This is a genomic window from Streptomyces sp. NPDC056987, from assembly GCF_042673865.1.
Taxonomy (GTDB): domain Bacteria; phylum Actinomycetota; class Actinomycetes; order Streptomycetales; family Streptomycetaceae; genus Streptomyces.
In genome coordinates this window covers 59,519-77,499 of record NZ_JBHURV010000027.1, presented here as the reverse complement: position 1 = coordinate 77,499, position 17,981 = coordinate 59,519, and the positions used below count along the sequence as shown (strand labels likewise).

Below are 17,981 nucleotides of genomic sequence, written 5' to 3'. Positions count from 1 at the left end.
GCCCGATCCCCCCTCGTCCGAGCCCAACGGCTCAGTCTAGGGGCTCCCTCCGGGGAGAGGTCTCAGGCAGAACGGGGCCGCCGCGCCCAGGAGCATGACGGGCGGGAGCTCCCCGGCCGCCGGGGCCGGGGGCTCTTCCGGGGCTCTTGACGGGTACTTAACGCCTTTCGACAGGCTCTTGACGGGGTCTTGACGGCTCCCGAGGGCGCTTCGAGGCCGCTGAGGCCCCTTCAGAGGCGCTTCGAGGGCTCTTCAGGGTGCTTAGGAGGTTCGTTCGGCTCGACGATGGTGCCGGTGACGATACGGCGACCGCCCTGCGAGCCGTCCTGGCCGTCGTTCCGGGGCCCGCCCGGGGACTCGTCCTGGTGCGTGGCGCCCGCCGCCGCGCCGGCGGTGTCAGCCGCCTTCCCCTCCTCCTTGAACGCTTTCTTCTCGCTCTTGAGGATCCGGGCGGCCTTGCCCGCGGAGCGGGCCAGCTCGGGGAGTTTCTTCACCCCGACCACCACGGCGATGATGATGAGGATCACGGCCAGTTCGCTCAAGCCGAACATCAGGTCTGCTCTCTCCCGGGAACGTCCGCGGCCGTCCTGCCGCCGTATCGCCGCAACATCTACAGCGCTGTAGAAGTATCCCGTATCAACCGCACGGGCAACAAGGCCAGGATCACCCTCGCACGGACACCTGGGAAGAGGTGAGTGCGCGCGTCTGTGCGGGTGGTCACAGAGAAGGAACTCCGAGCGCCCGCTTGGTGGAGCGGTACCGCGTCAGGAACACCCTGCGCAGCCAGCGCACCGACGCCGGGAAATTTCCCAGCAGCGCCGTGTGCCCGGGGACCCGGTCGGGGTCCTCCAGCAGGCCGAACACGAGATGCGGCCCCGTGCGCGGGGCTCCGTGGACGATCGCGCCCCGCAGCCGGGCGACATCGCGGTCCGGCACCCGGGGGAAGAGGTCCAGCAGGAGCGGCTCCTCCTCGTCGAGGTTCCGGTTCAGGATCGACTGGACGCGGAGGGCGGAGGGCAGCCCCGTCATCGCCGCCTCGCCGACGACCACCAGGACCTCGCCGCGCCCGCCGGTCACCTCGCGGGCCGCGATCGTGTCGACCGCGCGGGCCAGGGTGTGCAGTTCGGCGTCGAGCGCCTCGCGCTCGGCGACCATGCCCGCCAGCTCCGCGACGGGCCCGGGGAAGAGTCCGCGCAGCACCGGCCAGAGCAGCTCGGCCTCGCTCGCGCGCTGGCCGTGGACGAACTCGATCAGCCACCGGGTGGTGGCGACCAGGGTCCGTACGTCGACGGGCCGACCGTCAGCGAGCGCCGAGAACGACACGGTGACCAGGGCGGCGCCCCGGCGCATGAGGGTGTGCTCGGCGAGGAGTTCGTCATGGATGCGCGAGCGCTCGGCTCGGAGCGCTGGTGAAACAGCCATCGCCTGTCTGTCCCCCTTCGATCTGCGGGCGCCCGGTCTCACACCGTTCCGCGGAACACTCCGGTCCGCGCGCATGCCCGCCGAGGTGTTCCGGGACGAGAGCACCTCTCCCTGAGGAGATTCCCGTCACACATGCCCCTCACACCTCGTACGCCCCTCACACACCCCCTCATACGCACCCCATACGCATCTCATACGCCCCTCATACGCCCCGCCGCCCCGCCCTGTCGCCGGGCCGCCCCGCCTCAGCCGGAATCCGGGAGCTGTCGAGAATCCGGGAGCTGTCGAGTCGTCGAGTTATCGAGTTGTCCACAGGGTCGGTTTTCCACAGGCTGAAGGGGATCTCGACGGGATGTCAGCGGCCGAGCGCAGAATGGGGTCATGACTGAGATCAACGGCTCGCAGCCGGACTCGACGCTGGACTCCATGCCGGAGTGGGAGAAGCGCTTCCGGGCGCCCCGCGTCTCCCTGCCCGACTGGGCGGAGGACGCGCCGGAGCGGGCGCTGTTCGTGTCGAACGCGACGGGGACGTACGAGTTGTACGCGTGGGACCGCGCGACCGGCGCGCAGCGCCAGGTGACGGACCGGCCGAACGGGACGACGGACGGGGTGCTCTCGCTCGACGGCGAGTGGATCTGGTGGTTCTCGGACACGGACGGGGACGAGTTCGGGGTATGGATGCGCCAGCCGTTCTCCGGCGCGCGGGAGGCCGGGGCGGCGGCCGGGGCGGAGTCGGCGGCGGGGCCAGACGAGCCCGCGACGCCGGGGCTCGGTCCCTCCTACCCCGCCGGTCTGGCGCTGGGGCGGGACGGGACGGCGGTCGTGGGGCGCTCGACCGACGAGGACGGCTCGACGCTCCATGTCGTACGGCCGGGCGAGGCGCCGGTCGAGATCTACCGCCACCGGGAGTCGGCCGGGGTCGGTGATCTGTCGCACGACGGGACGCTGCTCGCGATCGAGCACACCGAGCACGGGGACGCGATGCACTCGGCGGTGCGGGTGCTGCGGCTGGACGGCTCGGTGGTGGCCGAGCTGGACGACACCGAGGGAGGCACGCGTGAGCTGGGCCTCGACGTGCTGGGCTTCGCCCCGGTGGCCGGGGACAGCCGGCTGCTCGTCGGCCATCAGCGGCGGGGCCGCTGGGAGCCGATCGTCTGGGATCCGCTGACGGGTGAGGAGACGGATCTCGCGATCGAGCTGCCGGGCGACGTGCACGCCGAGTGGTATCCGGACGGCTCGGGGCTGCTGATCGCGCACAGCTTCGAGGCCCGCGACGAGCTGTGGCGTTATGACTTCGTCAAAAGTGCGCTGATCCAGGTGGAGACCCCGGCCGGGACGGTCTCGGGGGCGACGGCACGGCCCGACGGCAGCGTGGAGTATCTGTGGTCGTCGGCGGCCAGACCGCCGGAGGTGCGGTCCACGGCGGGCGGGGTGGTGCTGGACCCGCCGGGCAGGGCGGCGCCCGCCTCGGTGCCGGTGGAGGACGTGTGGGCGGAGGGCCCCGGCGGCCGGGTCCACGCGCTGGTGCAGCGCCCGGCGGGCGAGGGCCCCTTCCCGACGGTCTTCGAGATCCACGGCGGCCCGACCTGGCACGACAGCGACGCGTTCGCCGCGGGCCCGGCCGCCTGGGTGGACCACGGCTTCGCGGTGGTCCGGGTCAACTACCGCGGGTCGACGGGGTACGGGCGGGAGTGGACGGACGCGCTCAAGCACCGGGTCGGGCTGATCGAGCTGGAGGACATCGCGGCGGTGCGCGCGTGGGCGGTGGCCTCCGGGCTGGCCGACCCGGCGCGGCTGGTCCTGGCGGGCGGCTCGTGGGGCGGCTATCTGACCCTGCTCGGCCTCGGCACCCAGCCGGACGCCTGGGCGGTGGGGCTCGCCGCCGTGCCGGTCGCGGATTACGTGACGGCGTATCACGACGAGATGGAGGCTCTGAAGGCGATGGACCGCACTCTGCTGGGCGGTACGCCGGAGGAGGTGCCGGAGCGCTTCGAGGCGTCGTCCCCGCTGACGTACGTCGACGCGGTGCGGGCCCCGGTCTACATCTCGGCGGGGGTGAACGATCCGCGCTGCCCGATCCGTCAGGTGGAGAACTACGTGGACCGGCTGGCGGCGCGCGACGCGGTCCATGAGGTGTACCGGTACGACGCGGGGCACGGGTCGCTCGTGGTGGAGGAGCGGATCAAGCAGGTGCGGCTGGAACTGGACTTCGCGAGGAGGCACCTGGGCATGGCGTAGCCAACGGCGCGGATCGGGGGTGAAGCGGGCCCCGGGAGCCGTGGGCGGCGCGGCGTTCCGTACCGTGGAGGGGTGTACCGGTTCCTGGTGACTCCGCGGTGGTGGGGGATCAACGTCTTCGTCGTTCTGGCGATCCCCTTTTGTATCTTCATGGGAATGTGGCAGCTCGGGCGCTTCGAGGACCGGGTGGAGACGCACCGGGCAGCCGAGGCGAAGCCCGATCCGGGGAAGCGCCCCGCGGTGGCGGTGGCGTCGCTGCTGCCGGTCGACCAGGAGACCTCGGGGCGCCATGTCACGGCGACGGGGCGGTACGCGGATCAGTTCGTGGTGCCGGACCGGGAGCTGGACGGCAGGACCGGTTCGTATGTCCTGACCATGCTCCGTACCGACGAGGGCCAGGCGCTGCCCGTCGTCCGCGGCTGGCTCGCCGACGGCGAGAAGGCCCCCGCGCCGCCGGCCGGCGAGGTCACGGTGACCGGATCGCTCCAGGCCTCCGAGGCGGTCGGCTCCGACGGGGTGCGGGCGGGCGGCGGGCTGCCGCAGGGGCAGCTCGGCATGATCAGCGCGGCCTCGCTGGTCAACCTCGTGCCGTACGAGGTGTACGACGCCTGGGTCACCGTGGGCCAGGCGTCGGACGGGCTGCGGCCCGTGCCCGCCGCCGCGCCGCAGAACACCGGGCTCGACCTGAAGGCGTTCCAGAACCTGGGGTACACGGGCGAGTGGTTCGTGTTCGCCGCGTTCGTGGTCTTCATGTGGTTCCGGCTGGCCCGGCGCGAGGTGGAGACCGCCAAGGACGAGGCGCTGGGCCTGGGCACCGCGGCCTGACCGTCCGGCCCGACCGCCCCTGTCCTGCCGCCTCGCCCGACCGCCGCCATCGGGCGGTCAGGTGGTGCGACGCCCTACGAGCCGCTGAGCACGCCCGTCCAGTAGACGGTTCCCGCGCAGGCGTTGGGGATCGTGGCCTGTACGTTCGGGGCGCCCGCCGGGGCGGTGTAGGAGACGGAGACGCTGCCGTCCTCGGTGGTGCCGTCGGTGAGGAGCTGGGTCTCCGTGCCGGTTCCGCCGTTGTCCGTGCCGGTCTCTCCGGTGCCGGTCGTCGCGCCGGTGGTCGCGCCCGCCGAGGTGTCGCCGGACGGTGAGGGATCGGGCGAGGGGTTCACCGTCGGGCAGGTCTCCGAGGGCACCCAGGCGAACTTCACCAGGTACGCGCCGCTCGGCGGCAGCGTCAGCGTCGACAGCTCCTGGGAGGGGTCCGGCAGCCCGGTCGCCGCGTCGCCCGCGAAGTGCGCCGACTGGCTGACCTTGGTCGAGTCGGCCGCGCCGACGGTCCCGAGGCCGATCGTGCCGCGGCCGGTGACCGTACACGGCGAGAAAGAGACGTTGGCGACGCGGAACGTGCCGTACACCTTGCCCGTGGAGTCGGCCGTGCCCACCTCGGCGCTGGCCCCGCCGAGCTGGCCGGCGCTGCATACCTGCGAGGAGGTGACCTCACCGGAGCCGCCGGTGTTCTCGGCCGCACCGCTCTTGCCGCCGTCGCTCGCGCCGGACGCCTCCGCGTCGGGCCGCTCCTTCTTGCCGGGCTCGTCCTCGTCGGCGGACACCTTGTCCGAGGGGCCGTCCGGGTTCTGCTTCTGATCCTTGTCGGCCTTGTCGGCGTCCGCGCCGCTCGGCGACTTCTCACCGTGGCCGGCGGAGATGGCCTGGCCGTCCGCGACCGTGCTGGTGTTCGTGACGTGCACGAAGGCGGGCACCGCCGTGCCGAGGAGCAGCGCGGCGGCGGCCATGCCCACGACGGCCTGCCGCTTCCTGGCCCGCCGGACGGGGACCGCCTTGCGCAGGTGGTCCAGCGCGCCGTCGGACGGCCGCAGGTCCCCCACGGCCCCGTGCAGGAGCCTGCGCAGCGCCAACTCGTCGCCGCCCAGGGCCCCGGCCGGGTCACCGCTCAGATCCCCGCTCGGATCCGCACCCGGATCCCCGCTCGGATCCGCGGGCGGACCGGCGTTCAGATCCGCGTGCAGTTTCGTCGTCAGGTCGCCGTCGGAGCGCCGGTCCGCGGCGTCACGCAGGTCACGGGCATCACGTAGATCACGGACACCGCTCGCCTCACGCGACGCGCGCACGTCACCCGCGTCTCCCGCGTCCCGTACGTCCCGTGCATCCCGGGCGTCCCTCGACGCACCCGCGTCCCGGGCGTCACCCGTGCCACGGCCCGCCTCGTCGGGCTCCTCGGCCTCGTCGGCCTTCTCGGCCGTCCCCGGCTCCTCGGCCGTTCCCGCCGCGTCGGCCTTCGCCTGCTCCGCGGTGGCCTCGGCGCCCTCTCCGTCAGCGCGGCCGCTCAGCTCGTTCTCCGGCCCGTTGCTCACAGTTCCGTTCCCAGTCAGGTCGTTCAACGGCACGTCGGGGGTTCCCCGCCCATCCTTCTCCCGCCCCCGTACACGCTCCTGTCCATGGTCCGGTTCGCCCGCCGGTCCGTGCTCACGTCCGGCGGCGCCCCGGTCCTTGCGCCACGCGCTCATCCCGACGCCTCCATCGCGACGCGCAGCGCCGCGATCCCGCGCGAGCCGTACGCCTTGACCGAGCCCAGCGATATCCCGAGCGTCTCGGCGACCTGCGCCTCGGTCATGTCGGCGAAGTAGCGCAGGGAGAGCACTTCACGCTGCCTGCGCTGCAGTCCGCGCATCGCCTTGATCAGCGCGTCCCGCTCCAGCAGGTCGTACGCCCCCTCCTCCGCGCTCGCCATGTCGGGCATCGGCTTCGAGAGCAGCTTCAGCCCGAGTATGCGGCGGCGCAGCGCGGAGCGGGAGAGGTTCACCACGGTCTGGCGCAGGTACGCCAGCGTCTTCTCCGGCTCCCGCACCCGGTTGCGTGCGGAGTGGACGCGGATGAACGCCTCCTGGACGACGTCCTCGCAGGAGGCCGTGTCGTCGAGCAGCAGGGCGGCGAGACCGAGCAGCGACCGGTAGTGGGCGCGGTAGGTCTCGGTGAGATGGTCGACGGTGGTACCCGCCGCCATCGCCTCCTCAGCGCCCTCGCGCTGGGACGGGATACGGGTGGGCCGGGCGGCCGGCATGGGGGCGATCACCGGCATGCCGCCGGGCGTGCGGGTCCGCCGGTGCGGACGCACTGCCGCGCCGCGCACCGGGACAACCGCCGTGATGTCGAGAACCTCTGCTGCCACGCCTGTTGGACACGCTTCCCCCCGTCAGGGTTGTACGCACACGCCGCCCCATTTGACGCTGCACTGAATACCCTCATGCGTACCCGATCTCCCCCTATGCCCCAATTCCGCAGCACCTCACAGGGGCGACCACAGAGACGCTTCCCAGCCATCCGGCGGTTGCAGTGCTCGCGCGGTGTTCGCGCGGAGACTCGCGGAAAGGTGGGACGAGTATCGTCGGACATGACAACGCCCCAGTTCAAGAGGCATAGCCGGTCAGCCTGCCCATGGGGCGTTCACAGATCCTACAAAGGTTTGACGCATCTCGACCCACTGATTTACGCCGACTACGACCGATCAGCCACCACTACCGCCGCTACCGCCCCTTAGGGGCTGTCGGCCGGCCGCCGGCGCCCCGCCTGCCCGGGCCGGCCCGCCGCCTACCGCTTCGTCAGCTCGGCGGCGACCGTCTCGGCGATCTGGGCGGTGTTGAGCGCGGCGCCCTTGCGCAGGTTGTCGCCGCAGACGAACAGCTCCAGCGCCCTGGGGTCGTCGAGCGAGCGCCGTACGCGCCCCACCCAGGTCGGGTCCGTCCCCACGACATCGGCGGGCGTGGGGAAATCGCCCGTCCCCGGGTTGTCGAAGAGCACCACGCCGGGCGAGGTCGCGAGGATCTCGTGCGCCCGGCCGACCGTGACCTCCTGCTCGAAGCGCGCGTGCACGGAGAGGGAGTGCCCGGTGATGACGGGGACGCGGACGCAGGTCGCCGCGACCCGCAGCGCGGGCAGGTCAAGGATCTTCCGGGTCTCGTCCCGGATCGCAGCCTCCTCCGAGGACCAGCCGTCGCCCGCGGGGTCCGGGGAGCCGGCCCACGGCACGACGTTGAGGGCCAGCGGCGCGGGGAACGGCCCGGTGGCATCGCCGACGGCGCGCCGTACGTCCCCGGGGCGGGTGCCCAGTTCCGTACCGGCGACCAGGGAGAGCTGGTCGCGCAGGGCGTCGACACCCTCCCGTCCCTCGGCGCTGACCGCCTGGTACGAGGAGACGACCAGCTCGCGCAGGCCGAACTCGGCGTGCAGCGCGCCCACCGCGACGATCATCGTGAGCGTGGCGCAGCCGGGCCCCGCGATGATGGAGCGCGGCCGGGCCCGGACGCCGTGCGGGTTCACCTCGGGTACGACCAACGGTACGTCGGGGTCCATCCGGAAGGCGGCCGACTGGTCCACCACGACGGCGCCCTTGGCGGCGGCGACGGGTGCCCACTTCGCGGACACGTCGTCAGGTACGAGGAACACCGCGACGTCGACGCCGTCCAGGGCCTCCTCGGAGAGCGGGACGACCTCGACGGCGCAGCCCCGTACGGACAGCTCACGGCTGCCCGTACGGGGTGAGGCGAGCAGCCGGATGTCGCCCCAGACGTCGGCGTGCTGCGACAGGATCTGGAGCATGACGGCGCCGACGGCCCCGGTCGCTCCCACGACCGCGAGCGTCGGCCGCCCGTTCATCGCCCGGTGCCGCCGTAGACCACGGCCTCGTCGGAGTCGCTGTCGAGGCCGAAGGCGGTGTGCACGGCGCGTACGGCGTCCACGACCGACTCCTCCCGCATGACGACCGAGATCCGGATCTCGGATGTCGAGATCAACTCGATGTTGACCCCCACGTTGGAGAGCGCTTCGAAGAATCCGGCGGTGACGCCCGGGTTGGTCTTCATCCCGGCGCCGACGAGCGAGACCTTGCCGATCTGGTCGTCGTAGCGCAGCGAGTCGAAGCCGATCTTCTCCTTCGTCTTCTCCAGCGCGTCGATGGCCTTGCGGCCCTCGGTCTTCGGCAGCGTGAACGAGATGTCGGTCAGCCCGGTCGACGCGGCGGAGACGTTCTGCACCACCATGTCGAGGTTGATCTCGTTGTCCGCGATGACGCGGAAGATCGTCGCCGCCTCGCCGGGCCTGTCGGGGACGCCCACGACCGTGATCTTCGCCTCGGAGGTGTCATGAGCGACACCGGAGATGATGGCCTGCTCCACCTTGCGGTCCCCTTGCGGTTCGTTGCTGACCCATGTGCCCTGAAGCCCCGAGAAGGAGGAGCGGACATGGATCGGGATGTTGTATCGGCGCGCGTACTCGACGCAGCGGTGCAGCAGCACCTTGGAGCCGGAACTGGCCAGTTCCAGCATGTCCCCGAAGGAGATCCAGTCGATCTTCCGGGCCTTCGCGACGACCCGGGGGTCGGCGGTGAAGACACCGTCCACATCGGTGTAGATCTCACACACCTCGGCGTCCAGCGCCGCGGCGAGCGCGACGGCGGTGGTGTCCGAGCCGCCCCGCCCCAGGGTGGTGATGTCCTTCTTGTCCTGGGACACCCCCTGGAACCCGGCGACGATGGCGATGTTGCCCTCGTCGACGGCGGTCCGGATCCGGCCCGGCGTGACATCGATGATGCGCGCTTTGTTGTGGACCGAGTCGGTGATGACGCCTGCCTGGCTGCCGGTGAACGACTGGGCCTCGTGGCCCAGGTTTTTGATCGCCATCGCCAGCAGGGCCATGGAGATCCGCTCTCCGGCGGTCAGCAGCATGTCGAACTCACGCCCGGCAGGGATCGGGGATACCTGCCCGGCGAGATCGATCAACTCGTCCGTCGTGTCACCCATCGCCGACACCACGACGACCACCTGGTGGCCGTTCTTCTTGGCGTCGACGATCCTCTTGGCGACCCGCTTGATGCCCTCGGCATCGGCTACGGAGGAGCCTCCGTACTTCTGCACGACAAGGCCCACGTGCGCTCCTCGCTCAGTCCATCGCTGCTGCGCCGCGCGTCGCGGCACAGCACAGCTGTCGGCTCAGTTTAACGAGCGGCCGCAGGACGGCCCGGATATATCGCATCGTGAGATGTCCCGCTCACTCCGTGATCACCGAGGCATGCACGGCCGCTCGGTGAGGAAGCATGCCCCCGTTCGCCGGTGACACGCGGCAACGTGGCCCACGTCACGCGCATGCGCGCGGCACCGGGTCCGCTCCCACTCCGCGTAATCCTTGGGTGGACGGGGATGCGGGCGGCCGCACAGTACTCCTCGGGCGCGAGTGCCCCGTCGGGACGAGCCCTCCCCTGCCGGTAGGACTCGACTCGCAGCCCCTGCTCCGGAAAGAGCGACAGTTCCGGACACGCAGAACGCCCCCTCCGGGTGGAGGGGGCGTGTGCTGTGGAAAGGTCCGGCGGGGCGGTGCCCGTCACCTGACCGTGCGTACCGTACGGAGGCCCAGGGGGCCCGCGATCTCCTCCGCCATGACGCGGCCCGCCTCCTCCGCGAGGACGTCCTCCGCCGCTTCGGTGAGGTCCTGGTCCGTGTCGAGGCCGTCCAGGGCCGGGAGCGGCTGGTCCAGGCGGACGTGGGCGACCAGGGACTGGAGGGCGCGGAGGGTGGCGGAGGCGGTGGAGCCCCAGTTGGAGAAGTACGAGAACTGCCACCACCACAGCGCCTCGGTCGTGCGGCCCGCGCGGTAGTGGGCCAGGCCGTGGCGGAGGTCCGTGACCACGTCGGCGATGTCGTCGGAGATACGGTGCGGCACCGGCGCCTTGCGCGGCTCGTACGGGTCGAAGACCTCGGAGTAGACGTCGATCGGCTCCAGGATCACCGCGAAGCGCTCGCGCAGCTCGTCCACGTCCGGCTCGGGGCCCAGGTCCGGTTCGTACCGCTCGTCGGGGAGGATGTCCTCGTGCGCGCCCAGCCGGCCGCCGGCCAGCATGAGCTGCGAGAACTCCAGCAGCAGGAAGGGTACGGCGCTGTCCGGCTCGTCGCCCTTCGCCACTTCCGTGACGGCGACGATGAAGCTCTCGATCTGGTCGGCGATCTGGACGGCGAAGTCGTCCGGATCCTGGTCGACGGCGTGCAGCGTTGCGTCAGACATCGAGAAGTCGTCTCCCCTCGAAGGCACGCCCGAGCGTGACCTCGTCGGCATATTCCAGGTCGCCCCCGACGGGGAGACCACTGGCCAGACGTGTGACCCTGAGGCCCATCGGCTTGATCATGCGGGCGAGGTACGTCGCCGTGGCCTCGCCTTCCAGATTGGGGTCGGTCGCGAGGATCAGCTCGGTGACCGTACCGTCGGCGAGGCGGGCCAGCAGTTCGCGGATCCGCAGGTCGTCGGGGCCGACGCCCTCGATGGGGCTGATGGCGCCGCCGAGCACGTGGTACTTCCCGCGGAACTCACGGGTGCGCTCGATCGCGACGACGTCCTTCGGCTCCTCCACCACGCAGATCACCGCCACGTCCCGCCGGACGTCGCGGCAGATCCCGCAGCGCTCCTCCTGGGCGACGTTGCCGCACACCGCGCAGAAGCGCACCTTGTCCTTGACCTCCAGGAGCGCGTGCGCGAGGCGGCGGACGTCGGCCGGCTCGGCCTGGAGGACGTGGAAGGCGATCCGCTGCGCGCTCTTGGGACCGACGCCGGGCAGCCTGCCCAGTTCGTCGATGAGGTCCTGAACCACGCCTTCGTACAACGGATTGCCTTTCCTGCCACGGCCGGGAAACGTGAGTACGTACGCTAGTTGGTACCGGTGAGTCTTAGAAGGGCAGACCCGGCATACCCCCGAGGCCCTGCGCCAGCGGGCCCAGCTTCTCCTGCTGGAGCTGCTGCGCGTTCTCGTTCGCCGCGTGGACGGCCGCGACGACGAGGTCCGCCAGCGTCTCGGTGTCCTCCGGGTCCACGGCCTTCGGGTCGATGACGAGGCCGCGCAGCTCCCCGGAGCCGTTGACGGTCGCCTTCACCAGCCCGCCGCCCGCCTGGCCGTCGACCAGGGTCGCCGCCAGCTCCTCCTGCGCACGCGCGAGGTCCTGCTGCATCTTCTGGGCCTGCTGGAGCAGCTCCTGCATGTTGGGCTGACCACCACCGGGAATCACGGGCACTCCTGGCATTTCGACGACGATGTACCTGTAAGCCGAGCCTACGTGGTCCTCGCGCAGCGCGCCCCACCCCACCGGGACCAACTCTTTCGGGTGAATCCCTTACGGCTCCTCTACCTGATCACACCCCTGAGATGGGTGGAATCGCCGGGATTCCGGCCGCGCGGCCCACCATTCGGCGGTAGGAATTGCGAGCACATCATCATGCGCGGATCGCCCCGTTCACCTCGTACACATGCACGCGTAAGCGCACGTATGTACGTACGCACGCGAGCGCGTCACCGCGGGTGATGCGCGTCACCCGGTGTCGTCCAGTGCCCAGCAGACCGTAGAGGAGTGCCTCGGTGAGCCAGCCGGATATGCAGAGCGGAGGCCCCGCCCGGGAGGAGGGCGCCTCCTCCGGCGCGGACGCGGCCCCCGGGGACGGCATCGGCGACGGCGACACCGGGGGCGGCCCGCCCTACGGCGACCTGATCAGCGGGCCCTTCCCCCTCGGCGACTGGGGCGAGCCGGCCGAACGCCTCGACGAGCTGTACCGCTGGGTCGAGACGGGCGCGCTCCGTACGGTCGACTGGTATCTCGCCGACCGGGTGCGCAAACGCCGCTACGCCCGCGTCCTGCGCGCCGCCACCGCGCTCGGGGTGACGGCGGGCGCGACGCTGCCGCTGGTGGATCTGACGGGGGTGCTGCCGGGGGCGGCGGGATGGGGGTACATCTCGCTGCTGCTGGGCGCGGCGTGCGTGGGGTGCGACCGGTACTTCGGGCTGACGTCGGGATGGATGCGGGCGGTGGCCACGGCGCAGGCGGTGCAGCGCCGGCTGCAGACGCTCCAGTTCGACTGGGCGTCGGAGTGCGTACGGGAGATGCTGGGCCCGACGGACGGCACGGCGAGCGAGGCGGCGGACCGGTGCCTCGGGGTGCTGCGGCGGTTCACGGAGGACGTGACGGAGCTGGTACGGGCGGAGACCGCCGACTGGATGGTCGAGTTCCGCTCGGGGCCGGCGCCGCTGGTGATGCAGTCGATGCCGATGGGCGGGGTCCGCGGCGAGGGCCCGGTGCCGCACCTGGGCCGCTTCCCGCTGCCGCCGGGCGCCCGGCCGAACATGCCCAGGCAGCGGCCGCCCGAGACGCGGTAGGCAAGCGGCCGACAGGTCTTACGGAGCCGCCACCAGGCGGGCCAGCAGGTCCGCGTGTGTGCGGCCCAGGCGTTTCGCCGCCGTCAGGAGGGTGAGCGGGCGGTCGGAGCGGGCCAGCTCCCGGAGCCGCCGCAGGGCTGCCGCGGGCTCGGGCTCGGCCAGTTCGGCCTCGTAGCGGGCGCAGAACTCCTCGTACCGCTCCTCCAGCCGCTCGTGGTACCAGGCGCGCAGCTCGGCCGACGGGGTGGCCGACTTGGCCCATTCGTCGAGCCGTGCGTCCTCCTTGCTGAGGCCGCGCGGCCAGAGCCGGTCCACCAGCACCCGGGTGCCGTCCTCGGGGGCCCAGTCCTCGTACACCCGTTTGACCCTGACCGCCACTTCGGGCGCTGCGGGGGCCCCGGGCGACGCGTCTTTCCGCTTGTGCTCCATGCTCCGAGCATGCCCAGGGTCGGTGACCCCGGCGACTTCTGGCGGCCGGATGTCGAGAACTCGACAGAGGGGAGAATTCAGGGGCCGAATGGTTTCGTCGGCCCCTGAACCCGTGGACCGGAGCGCCTGTCCGCCGAAGTGCCGGTCAGCTGGAATCCCGGTCTGCTGGAATCCCGCTGACGTGCCGGTCAGCTGAAGATGATCATGGAGCCTTGGGCCAGGCTCCTGGTGGCCGCCGCGTGCAGCCCCAGCCACACATGGCGCTCCCGGGCGAACGGGCTGTCGTCGTAGGGGATCGAGGCCGCCGGTTCCTCCAGGGACGTGGGGCGGTCCGGCGGGGTCGGGGCCGACGGAGGGTTGGCCGGGTCGATGCCGATCGCCGGGGCGACGATCTCCAGTTCGCGCAGCAGCCCCTGCGACGAGCCCAACGGGCCGCCGCCCGCGAGGAGTTCCTCGTTCGAGAGGGGCGTGTCGAAGTCCACGGGGACATACGCGCCCGCGTGGTCGTAATGCCAGACGAGATGCGACTGCTTCGCGGTCGACTCGAACATCTCCAGCAACTGCTCGTAGTCGCCGCCCAGTTCACCGACCGGCGTCACCGCGAGGCCGCAGAGCTGGAGCAGGTACGCGCGCCGCAGGAAGTGCAGCGCGTCGTAGTCGAAGCCGGCGACCGGGGCGACATCGCCCGCGAGGCCCGGCATGTAGGCGAAGACGGGAACGGACGGCAGCCCGGCTTCGCCGAGCGCCTTGTCGTACGCGGCGATCTCTTCGGCGAAGGGATTGTCGGGGCTGTGGCACAGCACATCGACGAGGGGGACCAACCACAGGTCACAGGCCAAGGGAGGCTCGCTCTCCAACGGGTTCGTACGCGTGCGCGCGATGGTCGGGACAGCGTAATGCGGCGGACACGTCGGGCGTAGGGGCCCGGCGGCCCCCATCGGCCCGGAGGCCCCTCCCGCGGCCCCGGGGCCCGTCGGCCCCGCATCATCGCGTCCCCATCATCCGGTATCGATCGCTACCCAGGAACCGGGGGCCCTCATGCTCCGGCCGACGGGCCTTCGGGCGGTCCGTCGGCCGCTGGACGAGAGGTCAGCCTCTGGGCGGGAGGTCCCAGATCCAGACCCCGCCGATCCGCTTCCCCGGCCGTTCGAACAGCTGCTCAAGCGTCTCGTAGAGCGCCGCGTCGTTGGGCTGCGGGGCGAGCACCACCACGCCCCCCTTCCAGAAGTCCAGGTCGAAGCGGGCCTGCGCGCGCCACTTGTCGTCGATCACCGCGGCCCGGCCGCTGTAACGCACCTCACGCAGCATGTTGGAGGTGTAGCGGGCGGGCGCCCCGTAGATGCCCATCCGGTTCTCGCCCCACGGCCCGTTGAAGTAGCCGCCCGGCACCGAGAAGCCGAGCCCGGTCGCGGAGAGCCAGTGCAGCGCCTCCGCGTTGCCCGGGTCCGGCAGCGGTACGGGGACCACGGACTCGCCCTCGGCGACGTACGGGCGGTACATCTTCTCCGTGAAGAACCGCGGCACGTCGGGCCGCTCCCGTACCGGCAGCGGCGTCGGCACGATCGGGATCAGCGCGGCCGCCACCACCGCGAGGCCGACGGCCCGCTGGACGCGCAACTGCCGGGCGGCGCCCGCGTCCAGGGCGCCCGCCGCCATGGCCCGGGCCTCCCGGGTGTCCCGCGCGTCCGCCAGGTGTGTCACCGCGAGCGCCACCAGCGCGCCCAGCGCCGGCGCGCAGACCATCGCCACCCGTGACTCGATGACCGACTCGAAGAGCGGCTGGTCCCTCAGCAGCCACCACGGGCCCGGCACGACGATGTCGGTGTAGGGGACGGGGATCCTCGGGCCCAGCGACAGCAGCGCCGCCCCCACCGCCGTGACCGCCAGCGCCCTGACGACCGCGAGCCGCCACAGCCACACCACGATCCCCAGTGTGAGGGAGATCAGCGGCCAGCCGTAGAAGGCGTTCTGCTCGGTGCGGTTCATCGCCAGGGCGTCGGCCGTCGCCTCGTCACCGAAGAGCGCCCGACCGGAGAACTCCAGGAAGGCCAGCGGGCTGTTGCCGGCGTTGTCGCCGTGCAGCACGCTGTGGTAGCTCTGCGGGCCGAGGAACTGCCAGTACAGCGGGAACGCCAGCAGCGGCAGACAGACCAGCAGCGCCACCCCGGTCCCGCGGAGCAGAGGACCCAGCGCCGCCCGTGCGACATCGCGGCGCAGCACGGCGTACGAGAGCGCGAAGAGCAGCACGCCCATCACGGCGAGCAGCAGCGCCTCCTCGCCGAGGAAGATCTGGTACGTCGCGAAGAGGCCCAGCAGGACACCGTCCCGTACGGTCCCGCGCCGTCCTGTCCCGGCGTCCGGCGCAGGTGCGGGTTCGCACAGCTTCAGCGCCCGGTCGATGATCACCGGGATCATGAACAGGACGAGGAAGTTCGGATGCGCGTTGGCGTGCGAGATCATCGGCGGCGCGAAGGCCGCCAGCGCCGCGCCGAGCGCCGCCGCCCAGCGGTGCGCGGTCAGCCGGCGTACGAACAGCCAGTACCAGGCGCCCGCGGTGGCGGCCAGCCCGAGCGTCAGCACGAGCGCCCAGGTGACGACGGGGCCGAGGGCGAGGGTGACGGGGGCGAGAGGGACCGAGAGCCCGAGCATGACGGTGTTGGCCATCAGGTTCACGCCGTCGGGGAAGTTCTGGACCGTCGTGAAGAGCGGATTGCGCAGATGCGTGACGTTGTCGGCGGTGACCGCGAAGAACCACTCCCACTGGTTCTGGTCGGAGCCCGCGTCGGCGAGGTAGGCGCGGTCGAGGTCCGCCCACAGCCCCTTGTAGAGGAAGAAGGAGGCGAGGACGTAGAGTCCGGCGACCGCCAGGTCCGTACGGTGCCGGCGGGCCCAGTCGCGTACGCGGTCCGCGGGGCCGCGTGCGCCCCGCAGCCGCGCCAGCTCCAGCAGCACCCGGCCGTAGTCCAGCGGCCGAACCTTCGAGCCCGGCTGGTGCGACCAGCGCACCGGCACCTCCGTCACCGGCCATCCCGAGCGCCGGAAGAAGCGCAGTATCTCGACGTCGATGCCCCAGCCGTCCAGCCGCGAGTCGGCGAAGGCGTCCCGCGCCCGCTCGCCGTCGAAGAGCTTGAAGCCGCACTGGGTGTCACTGATGCCGTCGACCGCGACCAGCTGTATCAGCCGGTTGCCGAGCCTCCCCAGCCACTCGCGCACCGCGAGCTGCCGCACCTCGATCCGGGCGTCGGGATGGGCGCGCGAGCCGATCGCCGCGCCGCCGCCACCGTCCGCCGTGAGCTGCTGGTCGAGCCGGTCGAGTTCGTCGATCGGGGTGGCGAGGTCCGCGTCGGTCACGAGGACGCGACGGCCGTACGAGGCGAGCACGCCCTGCCGCAGGGCGTGGCCCTTGCCGTGGTTGCCGTCGCTCCTGACGACGTGGATGCGCGGCTCGTCGGCGGCGGCCTCGACGGCGACCTCGGCCGTACGGTCCGTCGAGCCGTCGTCGACGACGATCAGCTCCCACTCGCCCCAGCGGTCGGGGTCCGCGCGCAGGTGGTCGCGGATGGCGTCGAGGGTGGGGCGCAGCCGGCGCTCCTCGTTGTACGCGGGGACGACGACGGTGAGGTCGACGAGACCGCCGAGGCTCGGGGCGCTCGTACCGGTGTCGGCGTCGGCGTCCGTGCCGGTGTCGGCGTCGGCGTCCGTGTCCGCAGGCGCGTCAGCGTCCGTACCGGCGTCGGAGTCCGCGGGCGCGTCGGCGTCCGTACCGGCGTCGACACCCGCAGGCCCGTCGGCGTCCGCGGGCGCGTCGGCGCCGGTGTCGGAAGGCGTGGCGGCGCCCTTGGGGGTGCCCGAGTCCGTGTCGGCGTCCGGGATGTTCTTCTCCGTCATATCTGCGGGCGCTCCAGCCGGTCCGCCCACCTCAGCGAGTGGTCGTCGTAGTCACCGATGACGGTCCGCGCGGCCGTCGCGTCACCGAGGGTCAGGGCGTCGACCAGCGGCTCGTAGCCGTTCCAGAGCCAGGTGGTGCCCGGGCCGCCCGCCCCGTTCTCGCACTCCGCCCGCAGGAACGGTACGGAGAACACCCAGGCCTGCACGCGCAGCCGGTGCAGGAACTCCGCGACGTAACGGTTGGCGACCAGGGCGCACAGCTCGCGCCAGAACCGCAGGTCGTAGCCGATGAGGATGTTCAGCTCCCGGGCCCTGGCCGCGCGCGCGGCCTCCTCGGCCCGACGGCGTACGGAGACGAGGACCGTGCCCTGCGCCCGCGCGGCCAGCTGCCCGCCGCCCAGTTCGCGGAAGACGGCGTCGACGACGAGCGCGCGCGCCTCGACCATGCCGCGGAAGTCCGCCACGGAGAACTGATGGACCCGGAAGCCCCGGTGCTGGTCGGAGTCGAGCAGGTCCTGCGCGGAGAGGTCGACCAGCGCCTCCCGCACGGGGGTCGCGGAGACCCCGTACTGCTCGGCGATCTGCTTGACGGTGAATTCCTGTCCCGGCAGTAAACGCCCCGCGAGCACCTCGTCACGCAGCGCGTCCGCGATCTGCTGCCGCAAGGTGCTGCGGGTCACAGCTCCGCTGGCGGGCATGGTTTTCCGTCCCCTCGTCCGGCTTCGGACACCTTAAGCCAGGGGGTGGGGAAGATCGGGCCGACCACGGACCGGGGCGGGCTCCGGACCGCCCGCCCGGCCTGACCGGAGGGCCG

General features: G+C 71.8%; 16 protein-coding genes. 3 read left to right on the top strand and 13 right to left on the bottom strand.

Translation table 11 applies throughout. The features are described 5' to 3' along the window. Window positions 1–230 precede the first annotated feature (230 nt). Together ACFTZC_RS27855 and ACFTZC_RS27850 are read right to left on the bottom strand one after the other, a co-directional pair. Window positions 231–551: a twin-arginine translocase TatA/TatE family subunit gene (locus ACFTZC_RS27855; protein ID WP_382894286.1), complete on the bottom strand. Its 321-nt coding sequence runs from the start codon at window positions 549–551 to the stop codon at window positions 231–233. A gap of 166 nt (window positions 552–717) precedes the next feature. Continuing rightward, complete coding sequence (locus ACFTZC_RS27850; RefSeq protein WP_382894285.1) at window positions 718–1,422, bottom strand: hemerythrin domain-containing protein; 705 nt, start codon at window positions 1,420–1,422, stop codon at window positions 718–720. A gap of 381 nt (window positions 1,423–1,803) precedes the next feature. Between ACFTZC_RS27850 and ACFTZC_RS27845 the strand changes: the two genes are divergently transcribed. Then, window positions 1,804–3,660: a S9 family peptidase gene (locus ACFTZC_RS27845; RefSeq protein ID WP_382894283.1), complete on the top strand. Its 1,857-nt coding sequence runs from the start codon at window positions 1,804–1,806 to the stop codon at window positions 3,658–3,660. Window positions 3,661–3,732: 72 nt separating this feature from the next. Then, a complete protein-coding gene (locus ACFTZC_RS27840) occupies window positions 3,733–4,485 on the top strand; it encodes an SURF1 family protein (protein WP_382894282.1) in 753 nt (250 codons plus the stop codon). A gap of 74 nt (window positions 4,486–4,559) precedes the next feature. Here ACFTZC_RS27840 and ACFTZC_RS27835 read toward each other — a convergent pair whose 3' ends face one another. The 7 genes from ACFTZC_RS27835 to ACFTZC_RS27805 form a co-directional block, all read right to left on the bottom strand. Beyond that, window positions 4,560–6,023 (bottom strand): hypothetical protein, encoded by a 1,464-nt coding sequence (locus tag ACFTZC_RS27835; protein WP_382894280.1) that lies wholly within the window; start codon window positions 6,021–6,023, stop codon window positions 4,560–4,562. A 149-nt stretch (window positions 6,024–6,172) separates the two neighbouring features. Further along, window positions 6,173–6,748, bottom strand: a complete 576-nt coding sequence (locus ACFTZC_RS27830; protein WP_365806497.1) for a SigE family RNA polymerase sigma factor — start codon at window positions 6,746–6,748, stop codon at window positions 6,173–6,175. 509 nt (window positions 6,749–7,257) lie between these two features. Beyond that, a complete protein-coding gene (locus ACFTZC_RS27825) occupies window positions 7,258–8,322 on the bottom strand; it encodes an aspartate-semialdehyde dehydrogenase (protein WP_382894278.1) in 1,065 nt (354 codons plus the stop codon). Next, on the bottom strand, window positions 8,319–9,590 hold the full coding sequence (locus tag ACFTZC_RS27820) for an aspartate kinase (RefSeq protein ID WP_382894276.1): 1,272 nt from the start codon (window positions 9,588–9,590) through the stop codon (window positions 8,319–8,321). The genes ACFTZC_RS27825 and ACFTZC_RS27820 overlap by 4 nt, the downstream gene beginning before the upstream one ends. Before the next feature lie 451 nt (window positions 9,591–10,041). Then, a complete protein-coding gene (locus ACFTZC_RS27815; protein ID WP_365806436.1) occupies window positions 10,042–10,719 on the bottom strand; it encodes a DUF5063 domain-containing protein in 678 nt (225 codons plus the stop codon). Next, window positions 10,712–11,311 (bottom strand): recombination mediator RecR, encoded by a 600-nt coding sequence (gene recR / locus ACFTZC_RS27810; protein WP_382894274.1) that lies wholly within the window; start codon window positions 11,309–11,311, stop codon window positions 10,712–10,714. Before recR ends, ACFTZC_RS27815 begins: the two co-directional genes overlap by 8 nt. A gap of 64 nt (window positions 11,312–11,375) precedes the next feature. Beyond that, the gene (locus ACFTZC_RS27805; protein WP_382894365.1) at window positions 11,376–11,711 is read right to left on the bottom strand and encodes a YbaB/EbfC family nucleoid-associated protein; all 336 of its coding nucleotides are present in this window, start codon (window positions 11,709–11,711) and stop codon (window positions 11,376–11,378) included. A gap of 347 nt (window positions 11,712–12,058) precedes the next feature. On the opposite strand from ACFTZC_RS27805, the gene ACFTZC_RS27800 reads away from it, so the two are divergent. Further along, complete coding sequence (locus ACFTZC_RS27800) at window positions 12,059–12,850, top strand: SLATT domain-containing protein (protein WP_382894272.1); 792 nt, start codon at window positions 12,059–12,061, stop codon at window positions 12,848–12,850. Between the two features lie 18 nt (window positions 12,851–12,868). On the opposite strand, the gene ACFTZC_RS27795 is transcribed toward ACFTZC_RS27800, so the two are convergent. The 4 genes from ACFTZC_RS27795 to ACFTZC_RS27780 form a co-directional block, all read right to left on the bottom strand. Next, the gene (locus ACFTZC_RS27795; RefSeq protein WP_382894270.1) at window positions 12,869–13,279 is read right to left on the bottom strand and encodes a DUF488 domain-containing protein; all 411 of its coding nucleotides are present in this window, start codon (window positions 13,277–13,279) and stop codon (window positions 12,869–12,871) included. A gap of 188 nt (window positions 13,280–13,467) precedes the next feature. Continuing rightward, complete coding sequence (locus ACFTZC_RS27790) at window positions 13,468–14,118, bottom strand: hypothetical protein (RefSeq protein WP_382894268.1); 651 nt, start codon at window positions 14,116–14,118, stop codon at window positions 13,468–13,470. 250 nt (window positions 14,119–14,368) lie between these two features. After that, window positions 14,369–17,167, bottom strand: coding sequence for a glycosyltransferase (locus ACFTZC_RS27785; protein ID WP_382894266.1), 2,799 nt, complete (start codon window positions 17,165–17,167; stop codon window positions 14,369–14,371). Then, a complete protein-coding gene (locus ACFTZC_RS27780; RefSeq protein WP_382894264.1) occupies window positions 17,164–17,865 on the bottom strand; it encodes a GntR family transcriptional regulator in 702 nt (233 codons plus the stop codon). The genes ACFTZC_RS27785 and ACFTZC_RS27780 overlap by 4 nt, the downstream gene beginning before the upstream one ends. Window positions 17,866–17,981: the final 116 nt, after the last annotated feature.